Below are 17157 nucleotides of genomic sequence, written 5' to 3' on the forward strand. Positions count from 1 at the left end.
AGCCATGATCAGACGTGGTGGGCGCGGCGAAGTCGCGCCGCAGGAAGCAGCAAAGGACACACTCCGATGGCTACAGGCAAGGTCAAGTGGTTCAACGCCGACAAGGGCTTCGGCTTCATCCAGCAGGATGACGGTGGGCCGGACGTGTTCGTCCACTTCTCCGCCATCCAGACCACGGGGTTCAAAGAGCTGTATGAGGACGACAGGGTCTCCTACGACGTGACCCAGGGGGCCAAGGGTCTGCAGGCGGAAAACGTCGTTCGGGAGTAGGAGACGTTGCTCGTCGGCTCGTCGGCTCGGCACGCGTGGTCATCCGCACCGGCTGGTGCGCACCGATGCGCAGCGCATGGTGCGCAGGTGCGGCTCTTGTCGACTGGGGCCGCGGGGACAGCCACTCGCACCTGTGCGACGACTGCAAGGCTCGGGCGCTCGAAGCGGAGCGGAAATCAGAGCAGGCTGAACTCGAGCGCCAGGAGCAGGAGCGCCAAAGGGCGGAAGCGGCGCGGCTTCGAGGGCCGGCGGCTGGCTCGGAGGCTGGCTCGACTGACCCAGGCAAACCCTCCCGGCAGCGCGAGGGCATGCGCAGGCGGCCCTAGGCATGCCCTCGTTGTCGGCGGCGGCGCGAGGCTGGACGACATGGACAGCGACGATGAGCAGCTGCTGCGCGGCCGGTTCCAGAGCCGACCACGACCTCCCCGGCCAGACTCTGCCTGACCCACGGCGCCGAGATGCCCGGCAGCTTCGGACGTTACCGATGCGCTCCTGGACTGGGCGGATGACAGGCATTTGGACCGCTGGTCGAGCTTGCCGTGCGTCGCGTGCCAGCACATCCGATCTGCGTACGCGACGTTCCGAGGACTGCCGGGCAGGTTGCTGGAGCGGGATCGGAAGGTTTAGGCCGATTGATGAGCGTGGGGAATCTAGCCAGATGAAGTGATCTTACGTCTGGGGATCAGGCGGTTTGTTGTTGGATCACTCGGAATCTGGGACTTCAGGCCAACGATTCAACGTACAAGGCTTTCTGGAACCAGTGGGATCGATGTGAGATTCCGCGGTGGCCTCGGCAGACTCTCGCCCCGCCGACCTGGTCACGATCTGACCGGGCGGCATCCTTGAATCACACGGAAAGAAGCACACAATGCGGAACACCGCTCGCTGGTCAGCAATCCTCGGCCTGACCGTCGCCACCTGCGCGCCCCTCTCTGGGGCCGCACTCGCCGCTCACGCGGCCCCCGCCTCGCTCTACGCGCCGTCGGCCCTGGTCCTGACTGTGGGTCACGGAGACACAGTTGCCGGTGCCACCCCGGAACGTGCCGTCACCCTCGACTGCGCCACGACGCCTTCCGGCACCCATCCGGCCGTTGCCGAGGCGTGCGCTGAACTGCGCGGCGTCAGCGGTGACTTCGCTGCCTTGACAGCGGGGAACGATGCGCCGTGCGCCAAAATCTGGAAGCCAGTCGTGGTCACCGCCCATGGTGTCTGGCAGGGCAAGCGCGTCTCCTACGAACACACCTTCGCCAATGAGTGCGTGAAGAAGGCCACTGCAACAAGCGTCTTCGGCTTCTAACGGACTGGGATCGTGTAGCCCCCCGCGAACCTGAAGCCCCGCAGCCGGGGCCGGTGCCTTCATCGCCTGCCATCGCATCCGAGTGAGGCGCCCTGAGGGTGTCATCAGCCAGGACTTGCGCGAGATTGCCAGGGCCATGGCGGATGCCCGGAGATCCCCAAGGCGCTACGGAAGTTCGGGGTGCAGACACGTTCGCTGTCCGTGGACAACAAACGTGGGTAGACCCGCCACCCAGCATGTACGTCCCGGCAACCCGGGATGACTCCGCCTTCGGTCGCGGCGACAATCCTCGTCGCTGATTGCCCACCCCCTCAGTCAGCGATGCAAGGGCTTGGCTCCTCCCGGTTTCGGGGAGGAGCCAAGCCCTTCTGTTCAGTGCGATGCGCCGGGCTGGGCGGCGGTCCAGGGCATCGTGGCTTCGGCCTTGAACTGCACGAGGGGCCGCAGCGAGGCGGGGTCGCGCTGCGCCACTGGCGGCTGGAGGTCGATTCCACGCTCATGTGGCCGGCCTCTGTGGTCAATTCGCGACGGGAGGCTCGTCGGACCGCTCGTGCCGTGGGCATGGCTCTGCCTCGGTGCAGGCTGCCGTGGCGGTAGACCGACCCGGCCGCGGTCAGCACGACGGCGTGGACCCTGGTGAGCGGTGTTGCGCTGCTGAGCACGGCGAGTTGGCCGCCGAGGTTGTGCCCGACGAGTACCACCGGTGAATGCGGGAGTGCCGAAGAGACCGCACGGACGACCGCAGGAAGGTGGCAGGCCGTGCCCGTGCACGGTGCCGGCGAAGGGGGCGTAGTAGCGCGCCCTAACCCCCCATCGCCGGTAATGATCGTGATCGGTTAGGGCATTGATCCACTTCGCCGCTGGGGTTCGCTCAACGCCTCTGGGTCTGCTTCGGGGGGCTGGCTGCGGTCCGCGTCCGCCCTGGAGTCCTAGCTCAGACACCAGCCGCAAACTAGCCGGGCGATCACGCGCCCGCGGCGGCTTGACCCCCTATGAAACAGCCGAGTGCGGACGGCTATACCGCGGCGGGGCCGGGGCACCCAGGACGGGACAGATGTGTCGCCCCGGCAGTCGCTTTCGGGCCCACCGTCGACGTCCCCGACCGCGACTTCGGTGATGCCCCTTTCACCTGGGATTCCTGCGGCAGTCAGCCGAGGTAGAAGTCCTTGCGGACGGCGACGAACTCCTCGACGGTCAGGGGCCGTTTCCCGGTGATGCGCTCGACGTCGGTGGTCGCCCTGTCGTAACGGTTCGCGCGGTGCAGCTGCGCCATGGTCGCGATGTGCTGCTCGGTGTGCTGTGGCAGGCCCGCCTTCGCGAGTACCTCTGTGCGCCACCATTGCAGGGGGACGTCCAGATAGGTCACTGTGCGGCCGAGTGCCTTGGAGAACTCCTGGGCTACTTCGGTCATGTCGAGCGCCCGCGGTCCGGTCAGCTCGTACACCTTCCCGGCGTGGTCCCTGGGATCGCGCAGGATGGTCGCGACCACCTGGGCGACGTCGTCGGCAGCGACTGGCGAGGTGCGTCCGGTGCCGAACGGCAGCGCCAGCGTGCCGTTCTCGCGGATCGACCGCGCCGCGAGGGCGGTGAACAAGGGATTGTCGAGGAACGTCGTCGGGCGTACGTGCACCACGGGCAGGCCCGACCAGTCCAGCACCTGTTCTGCCAGCCAGTGCAGCCGCTGCTGGTGGGATTCCGCGGTGCTGGTGGCGGTCATCTGCGACACCGTCATCTGCGACATGTCCACGAGTAGGTCGAGTTCGCCGTGCGCCTTCGCGACCGTGGCCATGACGGTCGCCGCCAGCAGGTGGTCCGGGGACACACTGAGCCCGAAGGACGTCCGGCGGACGCCGTCCAGCGCGGCCGCCACCGTTTCGGGCCGGGTCAGGTCCCCGGTGACGACCTCGGCGCCCAATGCCCGCACCTCGGCCGCGCGCTCGTCCTCGCGGCGGATCAGGACGCGGACCGGCACGTTCTGCGCGCGCAGCCGCTCGGTGACGAGGCGGCCCATGCCGCCGGCGCCGGTGACGAGAACGAGGTCGTGATCAGCCATCGGTGGTTTCCTTCCGAGGTGTTCGCCTCGGCCAGGCCCTGGCCGCTGCATGGGTTGTAGTGCGTTTGGTGCTCGATGTCGCTGCTCGGGGGGAGCGCCATTTCCGCCGCTCCGCCGATCGGTCTCGACGAAGGGCCGGCCGCACTTGTCTGTGGGTGTGGTGCTCTGGGCCGGCGGGCCCCGGTGGTGCCTTCTTCATCGGAGAAAAGAGGTTGAGGAGGGCTTCGGTGCGCTTGCATAAGGGGGCGTACAGCAGGCGGGTGGCGTTCAGCGTGCTTGTACGTGGATGCCCTTGGGGTGGCTGAGCGTGCGGAAGCCTTCGATGCCGTGGTATTTGCCCATCCGGCCGGCTGATGGTGTTCCTTAGCTGTTGGTGCTGGCGACAGGGTGCTGCGTGTGCTGGCCGCGGGCCATCCAGCCCATGAGCCGGACCATCGAGCGGCGAGGCAGGAGTTTGCTGGCGACGGCGAGCGGCCGGCCGTTGGTGATCACCGACGGGGGCGCGGATCGGCGGTCGAGCGTGTCGAGGGCAATCGTCACGACCTGCTCGGGGGTTGCCCGTTTCGTGCCGTAGTCGGCGGACTGGCTGCCGGCGACGTCGTAGAACTCGGTCCGGGTGGCGCCGGGGCACACTGCCAGGACGCGCAGGCCGGTGCCGCGGGTCTCCTCCCACAGCGATTCGGTGAAGCTGAGGACGAAGGCCTTGGTGGCGCCGTAGACGCTCAGGTAGGGGGTCGGCTGGAAGCCCAGCAGGCTCGCGACGTTGATCAGGACGCCGGTGTCGGTGGAGGTCAGCGGGTCGATGTAGGCGCGGCTGAGGTCGACAAGCGCGCTGACGTTGAGCGCGATCATGCTTTGCAGGCGGTCGGGATCCTCGTCGGTGAACGCGTCGTGGGTGCCGAAGCCGGCGTTGTTGACCAGTCCGGTGGCGTGGATGCCGCGGGATTCGAGTTCGGCGCGCAGGGTGCGGCCGGCGTCGGGCAGGCCGAGGTCGCGGGCGACGGTGGTCACCGTGACGCCGTGGGCGCGGGTGAGTTCGGCGGCCAGGCTCTCGAGCCGGTCCGCCCGGCGGGCCACCAGCACGAGGTTCGCGCCGCGGCGGGCGAGCTGGCGGGCGAATTCGGCGCCGAGGCCGGAGCTGGCGCCGGTGACGATGACGGTCTGGCGGTGGTAGTCGATTTTGCTCATGGCATTCACTCTACGCACGCTTTTGCACTGAGTGCAAGTAACTGCATCGTGTGAGGCGACGTACCATCGGTGCATGGCTCAGAAACCGACACCTCTTCGGGAACAGACCCGCTCCGTGGTCCGATCACTGCTGGCCCGGACCGCTATCGAGCTCTTCGCCGCCAAGGGCTACGACAACACGACCCTCGATGAGGTCGCCGCCGCCGCGGGCGTCTCACGGCGGACCCTGTTCAACTACTTCCGCAACAAGGAAGACCTCGCGCTCAGCGGCCTGGACGAACAGGGCGAACTGATCGCCGCGCGCCTCGCCGAGCGCCCGGCCGACGAGGATGCCTGGACGGCGCTGCGCGCGGCATTCCAGGTGCTTGAGGAGATCGACATGACAGCCGAAGGGCGCCTGGAGTTCATCACGCTCCTGTTCGGCAACGATTCCCTGCGCGCCGGACACGCCGAGAAGCAAGCCCGCTGGCAAGACCTGTTCGCACCGCAGATCGAGCCGCGACTGCCCGACTCCGACCGCCGCACCCTGCAAGCCCGCGCGATCGCAGCCGCAGCGATCATCTGCCTGCAGACAGCCAACGAGGAATGGGTACGCCTGGGCGGACAGGTCGACCTGTTCGACCTCTACGACACCGCCGTACAGGCAATCCGCCGCCCCACCTGAAGCCGGCCGCATCCAGCACCACCACACTCGCCGGCGTGGGGACCAGGGCCCGAACCGCCTAAGTGGTCTGCGCCGTAAGTCCTTCGGGGGTTGATCTGGAGCGGCTGTGCCGTGGAGTTGTAGCGGTCTTCGAAGGCTCGGAGCCGGTCTCCGACCTGGGTCAGGTCGGTGAAGTCGTTGGGCGAGAGGACCTTGCGCTGCACGACGGAGAAGTAGACCTCGACTTGGTTCAGTCAAGAAGCGGGCAAGCCGGGGGCGGGGATGAAGATCCAGGAACGGTGTTGCCAGGGCTTGATCGCGTCCTGGTCGAGCCAGCGCCGCACAGTGCAGGCGGAGGTCGTGCCGGTAGTGGCGCGGGCGGCGACCTCGCGGGCCAGCTGTGCGGCCGACCCGCGGGACAGCGACGTGCCGCTCTCCGCGGGCATTTGACAGGCCAGCTCCTTGACCTGGGCACTCTGCAACGGGTGAAGGAAGCGTCACGCCTGGAGCGCTCGCGGTCGGACAGGGCGGGCAACCGGTTCCCGGCGAAGCGGTCGCGCCAGGTGCCGGACGGAGTCCGGGTGCAGCCCAGTCTCGCGGGCGATGCGCGCGTTGGAGCGGCCGCGCGCCGCGTGCAGAACGACCTGGGCGCGCTGGGACAGTGGGCGCTCGGTCTTGTGGCCGTAGGCCATCTGCTTCAGCCGCTCACACTCGGAGGCGGTTAGGAAGATCGGGCGTGCGGAGCGAGAGGCGACGTGGGAGAGCCGTTCACGAGAAGTGGATGACGACAGGGTGCGAAGAAGCGCACCCTTCCTGCGGCCTGCCGCCCTGGTGGTTCCGGTCAGTTGGTGGCCGTCAGTGCCTCGCGTGCGGTGGTAAGGAGCTCCTCGGAGAGCGGGGAGCCTTTGGTGGCCCGGGACAGGACAAGTGCACCGAGCATGGTGCACAGCCGGGTGAGCCCGTCATCGTCCTTTGCGTCGAGCCAGTCGGCGAAGTCGCTCACTCCCTGGGTGTAGACGCGGCGGGCCTCGCTTTCTCCGCCGTCGCGGGCCATGTCGGTGGCGAGTGCGGCGACGGGGCACCCGTCTGCCGCGCTGTCGCGGTGCTCAGCGGAGAGGTAGGTGCCGATCAGCGCCCGCTGGGCGGCGTCGCGCTGCCCGGCGTGCTGATCGAGCCCGTCCCTGTGGTGCTGGGCGAGTTCGCCGAACGCGCGGGCGGTGGCTTCGTCGATGAGTGCCTCCTTGGAGGCGAACTGCTTGTAGAAGCCGCCATGAGTCATACCGGCCGCCTTCATGATGTCGGCGACGCTGACGTGGGTCCCCTGTTCCCGGATCAGGCGGGACGCGGTTTCAACGACCCGCCGGCGGTTCTCCTCCGCCTGCGCCTGCGATACGCGGCCCATCGGCCACCTCCCGAATGGATGTCGACTGGCATCTATCTTAGCCCCGTGTTTAGATTGTAGTCGTAATCTAAGCGATGGCTGCTTGACGACGGCCGTGGCGCTGGGAGTGGGCATGGAACTGAAGGACGCAGTAGCAGTGGTCACCGGCGCCAACCGGGAGCTGGGGCGGCATCTGGCCGCCCAGCTCGTGGAACGCGGGGCCAAGGTGTACGCGGCCGCCCGTCTCCCCGAAACGGTGGATCTTCCGGGTGTCATCCCGCTGCGGCTCGACGTGACGGACGCGGAGTCGATCCGGGCGGCGGCTCGCACCGCCTCCGATGCGACGCTGCCGGCCAACAACGCGGGTATCTCCACCGGAACGGCCCCTGATGGCGGGCAGCCCGCGCGGCTCGAGATGAACTTGCGCCCCGCCGCATCACCGTTACGGCACTGCACGTCGGATACATGGACACCGACATGGCCGCCCGTGTTCCCGCCGACCAGAAAACCGACCCCGCCGAGGTCGCGGCCCAGGCCCTGTCCGGCATCGAGCGGGGACTGCCCGAGATCCTCGCCGACGAGACCACCCGGCACGTGAAGCGGGGCCTGGCCACATCGCCGAACGCAGCGTGAGGCGCGCCCGCCGCATGTCGTGGGGCGTCATGAACCAGCAGTGAATACCAGAAAGTATCTCGCACCGGGGAAGCCCGAAGCGAGCGGAGATCCCGTCCCTGTGCGGACGAGACAGGGAGACGGCGATGAAGACCTACTTGATCAACAAGTACGGTGACCAGTCCGCGGTGCGCGCCGCCGAGATGCCCGATCCGGAGCCGGGCGCCGACGACGTGCTGGTCAAGATCCATGCGGCGAGCGTCAACCCGCTGGACTTCAAGATCCGCGACGGTGCCTTCAGGATGGTACTCCCGTACCGCCTCCCTCTCGTGCTGGGCAACGACCTCGCCGGAGTCGTGGTCCAGGTCGGCTCGGCCGTCACCCGGTTCGCGGTGGGTGACGAGGTCTACGCCCGGCCCGACAAGGACCGCATCGGCACCTTCGCCGAACTCATCGCCGTCCACCAGAACGACCTGGCCCACAAGCCGGCCTCCCTCACCATGGCGGAGGCCGCCTCCCTTCCCCTCGTAGCCCTCACCTCATGGCAGGCGCTGGTCGAGAGGGCACAGGTCCAGCCGGGCCAGAAAGTCCTGATCCACGCGGGCTCCGGCGGAGTGGGCACCAGCGCCCTCCAACTGGCCAGGCACTTGGGCGCACACGTGGCCACCACCGCGAGCGCGGCCAACGCCGCCCTGGTCAAGGAACTCGGCGCAGACGTCGTCATCGACTACCGCGCCCAGGACTTCGAGGAGCTCCTGGACGGCTACGACGTCGTCCTGGACACCCTCGGCGGCAAGACCCTGGAGAAGTCACTGCGAGTCCTCAAGCCAGGCGGGAAGGTCATCAGCATCGCCGGGCCGCCCGACGCGGACTTCGCCCGCGAGCTCGGCGCGAACCCGGTCCTGCGGCAGGCGATGAACGCGCTGAGCTTCAAGACCCGACGCCAGGCCAAGCGCCAGGGCGTGACGTACTCCTTCCTGTTCATGAAGGCCGACGGCGACCAACTGCGCGAACTCACCCGGCTCATCGACGCCGGAGAGGTCCGCCCCGTCGTCGACCGTGTCTTCCCCTTCGAGCAGACCCGCGAAGCCATGGAGTATGCCGAGACGGGCCGCGCCAAGGCCGGCAAGGTCGTCATTGCGATGGCGTGAGGGCCGGCACTCGCCACACCACCGACAGGCCCCGGCTACCCGCCACCCCGGCCCCGACGGCCGCCCTCAACATCCGCCTGCGCCACCAGATCGTCAAACTGAAGGAACTCGCGCAGCTCCGGCTTGGCGGGGGAGACCAGCCGGGGCCGTGTGCGGTGGCGTGCGGAGGGCGGTCGCCTCTCGGCGGGAGGCTCCATGGGGCTTCAGCCGGACGATCGTCCCCATGGGCTATAGGTGAGGCCCGGGGACACTGTCCCCTCCGCAGCCACAGATAGGTGAACGGTCAACCGTGATGGGTTGTTCTTTGTGCTGCAGGACTTCCGCTGCGAGGTGGGGCACGCCGCCTCACAGCGGCGGGGTCACTTGAGGAAGTCGGCGACGAGGGCGGCGAATTCGTCCGCGGCGGCCAGCCGGATCTCGAGGTTTTCGGCCTTGGCCCGCTTGGATCCGGCGCCCTCGCCGGCGACGACCAGGGTGGTCTTCTTGGAGACGTTGGAGGAGGCGCGGCCCCCGGCCCATTCGTTGAGCTCGTTTATCTGGTTATGGCTGAGCTTCTCCAGTACGCCGGGACATCGCGCCGGTCACAACCGTGTGGCACGGTGTGGCCTGGCCACTCACTTCCCCCTGGTGACGGGCCAGCGCCGTGTCCTGGGGGAGCGGGACCGTGCGCGCTCAGGTGGCGGGTTCGTACGTCACCGTCTGGTGCGGACAACACGCAGTCACTCCTTCAAGAGCGGCGAGCTCGGTGTCGTCGGCGGCCAGGTTCCAGCGGAGCTTGGTGCCAACATCGGCGAGGTACCGGCAGTGCACGTCGGTAGAGGGTGGCACCCATTCGGCCGGGTCCTGGTCGGATTTACTCCGGTTGGAGCGGGCGGTGACGGCGACAAGGGACTGCTCGGCGCCCTGGTCGTTGGCGTACGCCTCGCGGCGCAGCGGGGTCGAGGCCGAGGCCCCGCTATCCCATGCCTCAGCGAGGGGCACCATGTGGTCGATGTCGAGACCGGACGCCGACGTGACGACGGTGGCCTCGTGATACGACCACCAGCTCCCGCCAGTCAGACGGCAGCAGGCCCGACGGTGGGCGGGTCGACCGCCGCGTGGATGAGGACTTCGGCGCGGGTGTTGCAGCCGTCGGGCGGACCTTCGCATGGAGTTGGCTGCCGGTAATGGTTCCGCCTCGTTGAGGTGAGCAGCCTGGCGGTGGTCTCGCACCTGCTCCGACCGCCCTGGCGACTCACCGGCCGCCTCAAAATGTCCGAGCTCCACCCACGACTCGTAGGCCGTCGAGGTCCCTGTGCTCGGCCGAGAAGGTAGCCGGGCAGAGGCTGGCCTGACTGCGGATGGCAGCACGTTCCCCTTGGGTGGTAACAGCTGTTACCATTCGTGTATGGCGAAGACTCAGCTCGGCGTCCGTGTCGACCCCGAAGTCAAGAAGCTCGCCCAGGCCCGGGCCAAGGACCGCGGCCTGGACCTCGGCGATTACATCGCCCGTCTCGTCCGCGATGATGCCGAGGGCCTGCGCCAGCGCGGCCTGGACGCCGCTCGCCGTTTCCTCGACGAGCACCAGCAGCTCTTCGACGAGGCTGAGGACGACGACGTCCGGGCGCCGGGAGCGCACGCCGCCTGATGGATCTGCACATCGACGTTCCCTGGATCCTTCAGGTCGCTGAGCTGGCGGGTGCCGGAGACCCCGCGCCCGACGACTACGGCGTACCGGTGGCTGCTGTCGCCTGTCACAAGGCCGAGCTCCTGGACACACCTGTCTACGACGGCCCTTACGCGCGAGCCGCGGCCCTCGTGCACGTCCTCGGCCGCTGCCGCTGGCTGGAGCGCTCCAACATGGCTGTCGCCGCGGCGACTGGCGTGATGTACCTGGAGGCGTCCGGGATCCCGGTCAAACCCACCCGGGAAGACGCCCTCGCCCTGCGCGACCTACTGCGCGAGCCCGCCTGCACCAGCGACAAGATCGCTGCTGTGCTACGCGCCTGGCCCGTCCCCAGTTGACGCCGAGTGGCCCTTCCAGCCAACCACCGCACGGCAATCTCGTTAGGGGTGCCTACTCGCCGTCGGTGGTGCGGTAGTCCAACGCGCTGAGCACGGAGGCGAGTTCGGTGGCCTGGGCCGCACGGCAAGTGGCCCGCATCGCCCTGCGGCTGAGGGGCGGCGTCCCAGTGTGAGGGGCATCCATCCAGCAAGGAGCAACAGGCCGTGATCGTCGAGATCCCCGCGCACGTACGCGAGGTCGCCGCCCAGCTCGGAGCTGGCGTGCCCTACGCTCTGAAGGTCTTGGCTGGCGAGTTGGCCGACGACCCGGGCATGGGTGAGCCTTCCGCTCTGCCCGGCATCCTCACTGTGATGGTCGACGGCGACTTGTTCGAGGACTGCCCTGACCTGACGGTTGGCTACGTACGCGAGCCTGACCGGATCGAAATCCGGTACGTGAACCCGGCTACTGTCGCTGGGCCGGCCGAGGACACCGAACTCGAGGAACAGGGAGAGGAACCGGGACAGGAACAGGAGAGGGCTGCCGGCTCTGCCGCCGACGCGGTTACCGAACGGGAGGTGGCTGACGCCTGGCGGCGCATCACCGTCTGGCTTCAGCACAACGCGCCTGCTTCTTTCGCTGCGCTGCGCGCCGGTGTGAGCCCCGCCGCCATCGCTGACCTGGAGGAGGACCTCGGTATCCGGATACCCGTCGAGCTGCGCGTTCTGTGGTCGCTGACCGCGGGCGATGACGGGGTCAGCGGCTGGGGCTGGGGGTGCCTTCCGCGCAGTGAGGCTCTGATGGCCTTGGACGCGGCGGCTTCCGTCTATCGGCTGCAGAGGGGCTCCCAGGCCCAGGAGGACGTCCTCAACGCGGACCGTGTCGAGGACGAGCGGATCACACTGTGGAATCCGACCTGGATTCCGGTTGTCGCCCATGGCGCGAATGACAGCTCCTCGGGGGTGTTCCTGGACGCTGCGACCGGCTACCTGGGCCGCTGGACCCGCTACAACGCGAGGCTCGGCGAACAACTCGACACGCTGGTCACCTACCTCGAAGAGGTAGCCGACATGCTCGAGGCCCCGGCGCTGGCCACTCGGGATACGCCTGGTCTGGTCGGTGACGCGCTGGTGTGGCGCAGCAGGCTGGATGCCGCACAGAAGGGCCGGTGGCGGCCGCTGGCCGACTGATCAAAGACACGAGAAGGGGGCCGGCCCCCTTCCTGTTTCGCTTGCTGTCGCTCAGCTCAGGCTCGGTCAGCCGATCTTGCGCCACGCGCAGGTGGTGGCGGTCGACGTGCAGTGCTCGTATCCGGGCATGGTGACGAAGAATCCGTCACCGTCCAGCATCCGCCAGGCCGGGGCCGGGAACCCGCTGAACGCCTTCCGGTTCTGTTCGAAGGGGATGCCCGCACGCCCGCACCGCTCCGAGCCGCTCGGTCCGTTCGTCGCGGTTCGGGTGTCCGCGAGGAGACCGAAATTCGCCGAGCCGTCGCCCATCTTGTCGGTGAACAACTGGGCGCATTTGCTGCCCGATGTGACCAGGTTGACGCTCTTCGGGTAGCCGCCGGATTCGTGTGTCGATGCCATCGCGTACTCGTCGCAGTCGACCGACCCGACTGCTGTATCGGTCTTGTGCTCGCTCCAGGTGGTGTCGCACACCGTGTTACGGCTGTCGTCCGTCGTCCACGGCTCGCCGTCGCTGTTCTTGACCGTGGTGTCCGGGCCCAGGTAGTGCATCAGGGAGTCCCACCGCTTGGAGCCGGCGTGATCGGGCATCACCTGCTGCATGTACCAGTAGTACGCCCCGGCGGCCGGGTCCAGATTAGTGTCGAGCGTCCAGGTGGTCTTGAAGTACGGCAGTACACGGCCCGGCGCCGAGGCCGCGACGAAGTTGTCGCAGCGCGGCGAAAGCTCCCGCACGTCGTCGATTCCGGACGTTCCGAAGTTTGCTGTGTCGGTCGCGGTGTCGCTGGCGTCGACGGTGGCGGTCACCGACCAGCCCAGGTCGATGATCTCCTTGCCCGAGCCGTTCCACTGCGTCGTGACCCGGCCCCACCGGTCGGCGTACGGGGGATTGGTGCCGTCCACGTCCCAGTAGGCGGTCGATCCGGCGTCGTTGTTCTGCCCGTCCGTCCACTTCACGTTCGACGTCACACAGGACTGGCACGTCGTCCCGGCGTTCCACTTCATCGTGACGCCTTCCAGCGCCTGGTCGATCGAGACAGGCATGATCGCGATCGCTTGGTCGAACTCCGCGAAACTCGACCCGGACGCGCCCTTGTTCGGGTACGCCTTGATCCGCTGTTCGAAGTCGAACTCGGCGGTGCCGATCGTCACGTCCCGCCCCGGGTCGACGAAGATCAGTGTCGCCGATCCGATGTTCTTCAGGCAGGCGTCGGTGCGGTTCATGTAGTCCTTGCCGACAGGCTTGTCCCAGCACCAGTCGACCAGCTCCACAGCCACCCTCGCTGCCGCGGCCGCTTCTGCCGGAGACTTCCCGACCCTTCGGGCCTTGGTCTCCTCAGCCTTGCGCACCGCCTCGGCTCGCTTGTTCGCGCGCGCCTTGGACTCCTGGTGGGAGGGGACAGCTCGATACACAGCTGGCGGCCCTCAGCGTCCTGCTTGCCGCAGGTGCGCTTCTGCGTGGCCTCCCGCTTCACCGCACCGCTTGCCGTGAAAGTGGGCAGTGCCGGCCCCCGGATCCGTTCGTGTGACTTCGGCGATCTGCTGCGCGGTCTTGTCAATCGTCGGCGACGTCTGCGCCGCGGAAAATTTCGTGTACGGCTCGATGCGGAAGTCCGCATAGGGCGACCAGGTCGTCTCATACAGGCTGCCGTCGTAGGCGGAGGTGCGGAACTTGTACAGCACGCCAGGCTTCAGCAAGCCGTACGGCACCGTCACCTTCGCCGTGCCGCCGGAGACCACATACGACGACACCAGCACGTCGTACTCGCCCGTCCCGTCGAGGTCAACCTCGGCCTTCGGGGTGCCGTCCGCGTTCGTGGTCCACACCTGGAACGTCAGATTCGATTTGTCGCCGTCCGCGTCGGTGACGGTGTTGCGCAGCATCAAGTCCGGAGTGATGACCCGCCAGATACTGCCCGACTTGGTGACCTTGGGGCCGATTCCTCCGCCGCAGGGGCCACCATCGGGGAGATGTCAGGGGCTCAAGGGCCGGGTGCAGCGCTTCATGGAACGCCTACATGCTCAGGGCGACCCGGTCCTCATCTCCGCCTGACGATCACAACACAGACACACCAGCACCACATCGTCGCCGCGCGACGCATGATGTCCCTCAGCACCACAACGTCCTGGGGGGACCATGAAGACCCGCACAGCGCTCTGCAGCACCCTGCTCGTGGTAACCGCTGCCACTGCATGCAGCAGCAGCGACAGCGCTGACTCCAAGCCGGCCAAGGCAACAACAAGGGCCAGCAGCACACCCACCACGTCCGTCTCAGCCAAGGCCGACACGGGCAGCCCACTCAAGCTCGGCACAGGCCATCACTGGACCGATACCGATCTCGACGGCAGCCACATCAGCGGCACCACCACCGCACTCAGCTACACCCAGCCCGCCAAAGTCGACCTGCCCGACGGTGCAGCCGACTTCCCGGACGGCGAGTGGGCCATCCTCGAGATCAAGCTCTGCGCCGACGACACCAGCACCAACGTCCAGACAGCGCAGGGCCCGTGGAACCTCGGCTTCCCTGACGACTCGCGCCTGGCAGCCCCCGGCCTCAGCGGCGGTGGCGTGCCGAAGCCGGAGTATCCGGTCGACGGTGCCACGCTCACGCCCGGTGAATGCCTGCGCGGAAAGATCACGTTCAGTGTCGAGAAGGGCACCCGGCCCGACCGCATCATCTACGCCGTTGACGGTCGCGACCCCGTCACCTGGACCGTGCCCAAGGCGTAAGGAGGTGACGCCCGTGGCCGGTAATGCCGCAACGGGCGTCCTGCGTCAGGCTCTGCGCCTGGCTCCGCGCCAAGCGTCTTCCGTTCTGGATCTGAGGCCACAACATCAGGTACGAGCTCGATGCCCGCTGTCCTTCACACTCGACCACCCGTTCTGGCTGCGGCACCAGCACGTGCTGGTGCCGCAGCCAGAACGCTAGAACCGGGGGTCGAGGAACGAACCCCACGTGTAGGTGCCAGACGGGTTGACTACCGAAGTGCGGCTGGTTGTGGCCTCGTCCCAATCGGGGTTCTCCGGCACCAGTGTCGACGTGTGGATGTAGTCGCCGTACTCGGGGTTCAGGCAACTCTGCCAGCGGTACCAGCCGGCGCCCAGGGACATGTCCCGCGTGACCCACTGATTCTCGCCGATGCGCAGCCCCCAGTTGTAACTGCCGCTGGCCAGGTAGATGCGGCTGGACTCCGTGCAGGCGACAGCTCCACCTTGGGGGTTGGACGTCAGGTGCTGGGTCCGCAGGACCCAAGCCGTGTCCGCCGACGGAGCGGCCGCAGCGGTGCTGGGCGCGATCATCGCCGTCATGCCCAGCGCGATCAGCAGGGTGGTCGGGATTCGCATTCGTCGTTTCATCACTTTCTCCTTCCGTGGTGCGCCGGCGGAGCCCAGGCGCCCTGGTCGGCTCGGGTCCGAGCCGACCGGCGATGCCCCGCTGCACCGATTCCAGCGGCCGCCTGGTTGTTCAGAACCTCCCTCCCCATCCTGAACAAACCACGGCGCGCCCGAGACGGTGATGGCGATTCTGGAAAACGGCCGGGGTCGCTCCTCGCCTCGTTTGGTTGGCTCTTGATGTACGTGTGGAGGTTGGGGAGCGAAGGGTGTGAGCCTTGATCACCTGTCGCTAGGTTGGGGCCATGACTGGTGACTGGAGGATGGATCGGATCGGGGCTGCTCTGCGAGGTGAGAACCCCACCGTGCTGCGGCGGCTTGAGTCGGGGTTCGCGGTGATCGGCGATGTTCAGTTCCTGCCGGGTTACTCGGTTCTCCTCGTGGACGAACCAGGTGTTCAGCGGCTGTCTGATCTGCCGAAGGCGAGGCGGCTGGCGTTTCTGTCCGACATGGACCGGCTCGGAGAGGCCGTCGAGCGCGTCTGCCGACGCTTGGATCCCGGCTTTCGCCGGGTCAACCTGGAGATTCTGGGGAACACGGACCCGTTCTTGCATGCTCATGTCTGGCCGCGGTTCGAGTGGGAGCCGGCCGAGCTGGTGGGCAAGCCTGTGTGGCTGTATCCGGGTGACCGGTGGAGTGACGAGGGGTTCAGGCTGGGGCCGCAGCATGATGTGCTGCGGGACGGGATCGGGAGCGAACTGGATCGGTTGCGTTCGACGGCCGCCGGGCAGTTGTAGAGCTGCTGTCCTGCCGCTGAACATGGAGGACCTCGACTTCGCCGGCCGCCGAGCGCTGGTGAAAGCCGAGGGGTCGCAGGCCAAGTCCCGCCGCCGCGGCGTGGTACGTGAGGATGCTGCGGAGCGTTTCGTGCGCCGCAGCGCCGCCGAATCATCTCAACTGCGGCCAGGTGTTACGGGACATGCCTTTGCTCCTCAAGCTGCGATTCTGCAGATAGTGGCGGCTGCGGTCGGGCAGAGGGCCGGTGATGCGGATCGGTTCAGGGCTCGAACGTGTCCTGCGTGCTGGCCTCGGAGAGCGTTTGACACCGCTGCACGCCGAGACTTCGGTCCCGGTGGCGTCGAAGTACATAGTGAAGAACCGGGACGGTCTGTTGCGTCGATGATCCCGGTACGCAGTTGCTCGTCGCGGTGCCGAGCGAGGATCTCAACGGTCTCGTCGAGGCCGAGGGTCGTCAGGCCGCGCTTCAACGACCATCTCAGCCTGGTTGAAGCGATGCCGGCGACCATCCACTGGGGCACGTCCCTGTCCCAGACCACTACCTCGCCGCCGGCGGCGGTGCATCGCGTGCTGCCTTGCAGGCGCTCGTCCGGTCGGTGAGCATCGCGGCGATGTCGGGCTGACTTGGGTGCTCGCCCCCTCGGTTGCCATGCGGTGACTGTAGAGACCGTTGCTACAGGACCCGGTTCGTCGACTCAGTCTCGGCCCTTGGCCGGGCAGGCCCGGGGCTACGGGCGCCCCGGCTGGACGGGGGAGACCAACCGGGGCCGTGTGCGGTGACGTGCGGAGGGCGGTCGCCTCTCGGCGAAAGGCTCCATGGGGCTTCAGCCTGACGATCGTCCCCAGGGGCTATAGGTGAGGCCCGGGGACACCGTCCCCTCCACAGCCACATATAGGTAAAAGGTCAACCGTGTTGGGTTGTTCCTTGTGCTGCCGGACTTCCGCTGTGAGGTGGGGCACCCGACCTCGCGGCTGCGGTCATGTGAGGAAGTCGGCGACGGGGCGGCGAATTCGTCCGGGGTGGCCAGCCGGCCGAACAACAGTACCTGGGCTGAGGGGCCCGATCGAAGAGGCGAGAAAGGTCAGGACCGCGCGGTCCGGAACGCGAGATACCGACTGAAGGCTCCGTGGCTGTCGGGGGTGAAGCGCCACTCCAACAGGGCCGAGTGAAGCTCCGACTCAGTCAGCCAGTCATGCCAGGCGACCTCATCGGGATCGGGGGTCACAGCGTCCGGAACCACAGCTTCATCACGGCCCCA

General features: G+C 67.6%; 16 protein-coding genes and 3 pseudogenes. 10 read left to right on the forward strand and 9 right to left on the reverse strand.

All coding sequences use genetic code 11. The features are described from left to right. Window positions 1-66: 66 nt before the first annotated feature. Complete coding sequence (locus tag ACFY5C_RS33570) at window positions 67-270, forward strand: cold-shock protein (RefSeq protein ID WP_389451588.1); 204 nt, start codon at window positions 67-69, stop codon at window positions 268-270. An 868-nt stretch (window positions 271-1138) separates the two neighbouring features. Then, the gene (locus ACFY5C_RS33575) at window positions 1139-1567 is read left to right on the forward strand and encodes a subtilase-type protease inhibitor (RefSeq protein ID WP_389451590.1); all 429 of its coding nucleotides are present in this window, start codon (window positions 1139-1141) and stop codon (window positions 1565-1567) included. A 1147-nt stretch (window positions 1568-2714) separates the two neighbouring features. Here ACFY5C_RS33575 and ACFY5C_RS33580 read toward each other — a convergent pair. Both ACFY5C_RS33580 and ACFY5C_RS33585 read right to left on the reverse strand, forming a co-directional pair. After that, window positions 2715-3620 (reverse strand): NmrA family NAD(P)-binding protein, encoded by a 906-nt coding sequence (locus ACFY5C_RS33580; protein WP_389451593.1) that lies wholly within the window; start codon window positions 3618-3620, stop codon window positions 2715-2717. A gap of 363 nt (window positions 3621-3983) precedes the next feature. Continuing rightward, window positions 3984-4808 (reverse strand): SDR family NAD(P)-dependent oxidoreductase, encoded by an 825-nt coding sequence (locus ACFY5C_RS33585; RefSeq protein WP_389451596.1) that lies wholly within the window; start codon window positions 4806-4808, stop codon window positions 3984-3986. Window positions 4809-4881: 73 nt separating this feature from the next. On the opposite strand from ACFY5C_RS33585, the gene ACFY5C_RS33590 reads away from it, so the two are divergent. Beyond that, complete coding sequence (locus tag ACFY5C_RS33590; protein WP_389451599.1) at window positions 4882-5472, forward strand: TetR/AcrR family transcriptional regulator; 591 nt, start codon at window positions 4882-4884, stop codon at window positions 5470-5472. 233 nt (window positions 5473-5705) lie between these two features. Here the strand turns inward: ACFY5C_RS33590 and ACFY5C_RS33595 are convergent, their stop codons facing one another. Further along, window positions 5706-5897: a hypothetical protein gene (locus tag ACFY5C_RS33595; RefSeq protein ID WP_389451602.1), complete on the reverse strand. Its 192-nt coding sequence runs from the start codon at window positions 5895-5897 to the stop codon at window positions 5706-5708. 395 nt (window positions 5898-6292) lie between these two features. Further along, window positions 6293-6853, reverse strand: a complete 561-nt coding sequence (locus tag ACFY5C_RS33600; RefSeq protein WP_389451605.1) for a TetR/AcrR family transcriptional regulator — start codon at window positions 6851-6853, stop codon at window positions 6293-6295. A gap of 112 nt (window positions 6854-6965) precedes the next feature. On the opposite strand from ACFY5C_RS33600, the pseudogene ACFY5C_RS33605 reads away from it, so the two are divergent. Both ACFY5C_RS33605 and ACFY5C_RS33610 read left to right on the forward strand, forming a co-directional pair. Next, window positions 6966-7465, forward strand: a pseudogene (locus ACFY5C_RS33605) (SDR family NAD(P)-dependent oxidoreductase). Window positions 7466-7590: 125 nt separating this feature from the next. Further along, the gene (locus ACFY5C_RS33610; RefSeq protein ID WP_389451608.1) at window positions 7591-8595 is read left to right on the forward strand and encodes an NADP-dependent oxidoreductase; all 1005 of its coding nucleotides are present in this window, start codon (window positions 7591-7593) and stop codon (window positions 8593-8595) included. Between the two features lie 359 nt (window positions 8596-8954). Here ACFY5C_RS33610 and ACFY5C_RS33615 read toward each other — a convergent pair. Together ACFY5C_RS33615 and ACFY5C_RS33620 are read right to left on the reverse strand one after the other, a co-directional pair. Further along, window positions 8955-9186: pseudogene (locus tag ACFY5C_RS33615) on the reverse strand (BRCT domain-containing protein); the annotation flags it as partial. Between the two features lie 81 nt (window positions 9187-9267). Beyond that, window positions 9268-9734: pseudogene (locus ACFY5C_RS33620) on the reverse strand (DUF1524 domain-containing protein); the annotation flags it as partial. 248 nt (window positions 9735-9982) lie between these two features. On the opposite strand from ACFY5C_RS33620, the gene ACFY5C_RS33625 reads away from it, so the two are divergent. The 3 genes from ACFY5C_RS33625 to ACFY5C_RS33635 all read left to right on the forward strand — a co-directional run bounded on the left by ACFY5C_RS33625 (window position 9983) and on the right by ACFY5C_RS33635 (window position 11769). Beyond that, entirely contained in the window at window positions 9983-10222 is a 240-nt protein-coding gene (locus ACFY5C_RS33625) for a hypothetical protein (RefSeq protein ID WP_389451610.1), read from the forward strand. Next, on the forward strand, window positions 10222-10599 hold the full coding sequence (locus tag ACFY5C_RS33630) for a fic family toxin-antitoxin system, toxin component (RefSeq protein WP_389451613.1): 378 nt from the start codon (window positions 10222-10224) through the stop codon (window positions 10597-10599). Before ACFY5C_RS33625 ends, ACFY5C_RS33630 begins: the two co-directional genes overlap by 1 nt. A 204-nt stretch (window positions 10600-10803) precedes the next feature. Further along, the gene (locus tag ACFY5C_RS33635) at window positions 10804-11769 is read left to right on the forward strand and encodes a hypothetical protein (RefSeq protein WP_389451616.1); all 966 of its coding nucleotides are present in this window, start codon (window positions 10804-10806) and stop codon (window positions 11767-11769) included. A gap of 66 nt (window positions 11770-11835) precedes the next feature. Here ACFY5C_RS33635 and ACFY5C_RS33640 read toward each other — a convergent pair whose 3' ends face one another. Further along, a complete protein-coding gene (locus ACFY5C_RS33640) occupies window positions 11836-13179 on the reverse strand; it encodes a hypothetical protein (RefSeq protein ID WP_389451619.1) in 1344 nt (447 codons plus the stop codon). Window positions 13180-13191: 12 nt separating this feature from the next. After that, on the reverse strand, window positions 13192-13650 hold the full coding sequence (locus tag ACFY5C_RS33645; RefSeq protein ID WP_389451622.1) for a hypothetical protein: 459 nt from the start codon (window positions 13648-13650) through the stop codon (window positions 13192-13194). A gap of 253 nt (window positions 13651-13903) precedes the next feature. Here ACFY5C_RS33645 and ACFY5C_RS33650 point away from each other — a divergent pair, with 253 nt between their 5' ends. After that, window positions 13904-14497, forward strand: a complete 594-nt coding sequence (locus ACFY5C_RS33650) for a hypothetical protein (protein ID WP_389451625.1) — start codon at window positions 13904-13906, stop codon at window positions 14495-14497. Between the two features lie 195 nt (window positions 14498-14692). Here the strand turns inward: ACFY5C_RS33650 and ACFY5C_RS33655 are convergent, their stop codons facing one another. Beyond that, complete coding sequence (locus ACFY5C_RS33655; protein WP_389451628.1) at window positions 14693-15124, reverse strand: hypothetical protein; 432 nt, start codon at window positions 15122-15124, stop codon at window positions 14693-14695. 281 nt (window positions 15125-15405) lie between these two features. Here ACFY5C_RS33655 and ACFY5C_RS33660 point away from each other — a divergent pair, with 281 nt between their 5' ends. Next, a complete protein-coding gene (locus tag ACFY5C_RS33660) occupies window positions 15406-15897 on the forward strand; it encodes an HIT family protein (RefSeq protein WP_389451631.1) in 492 nt (163 codons plus the stop codon). Window positions 15898-17157: the final 1260 nt, after the last annotated feature.

It is taken from the genome of Streptomyces sp. NPDC012935, assembly GCF_042900345.1.
GTDB lineage: Bacteria > Actinomycetota > Actinomycetes > Streptomycetales > Streptomycetaceae > Streptomyces.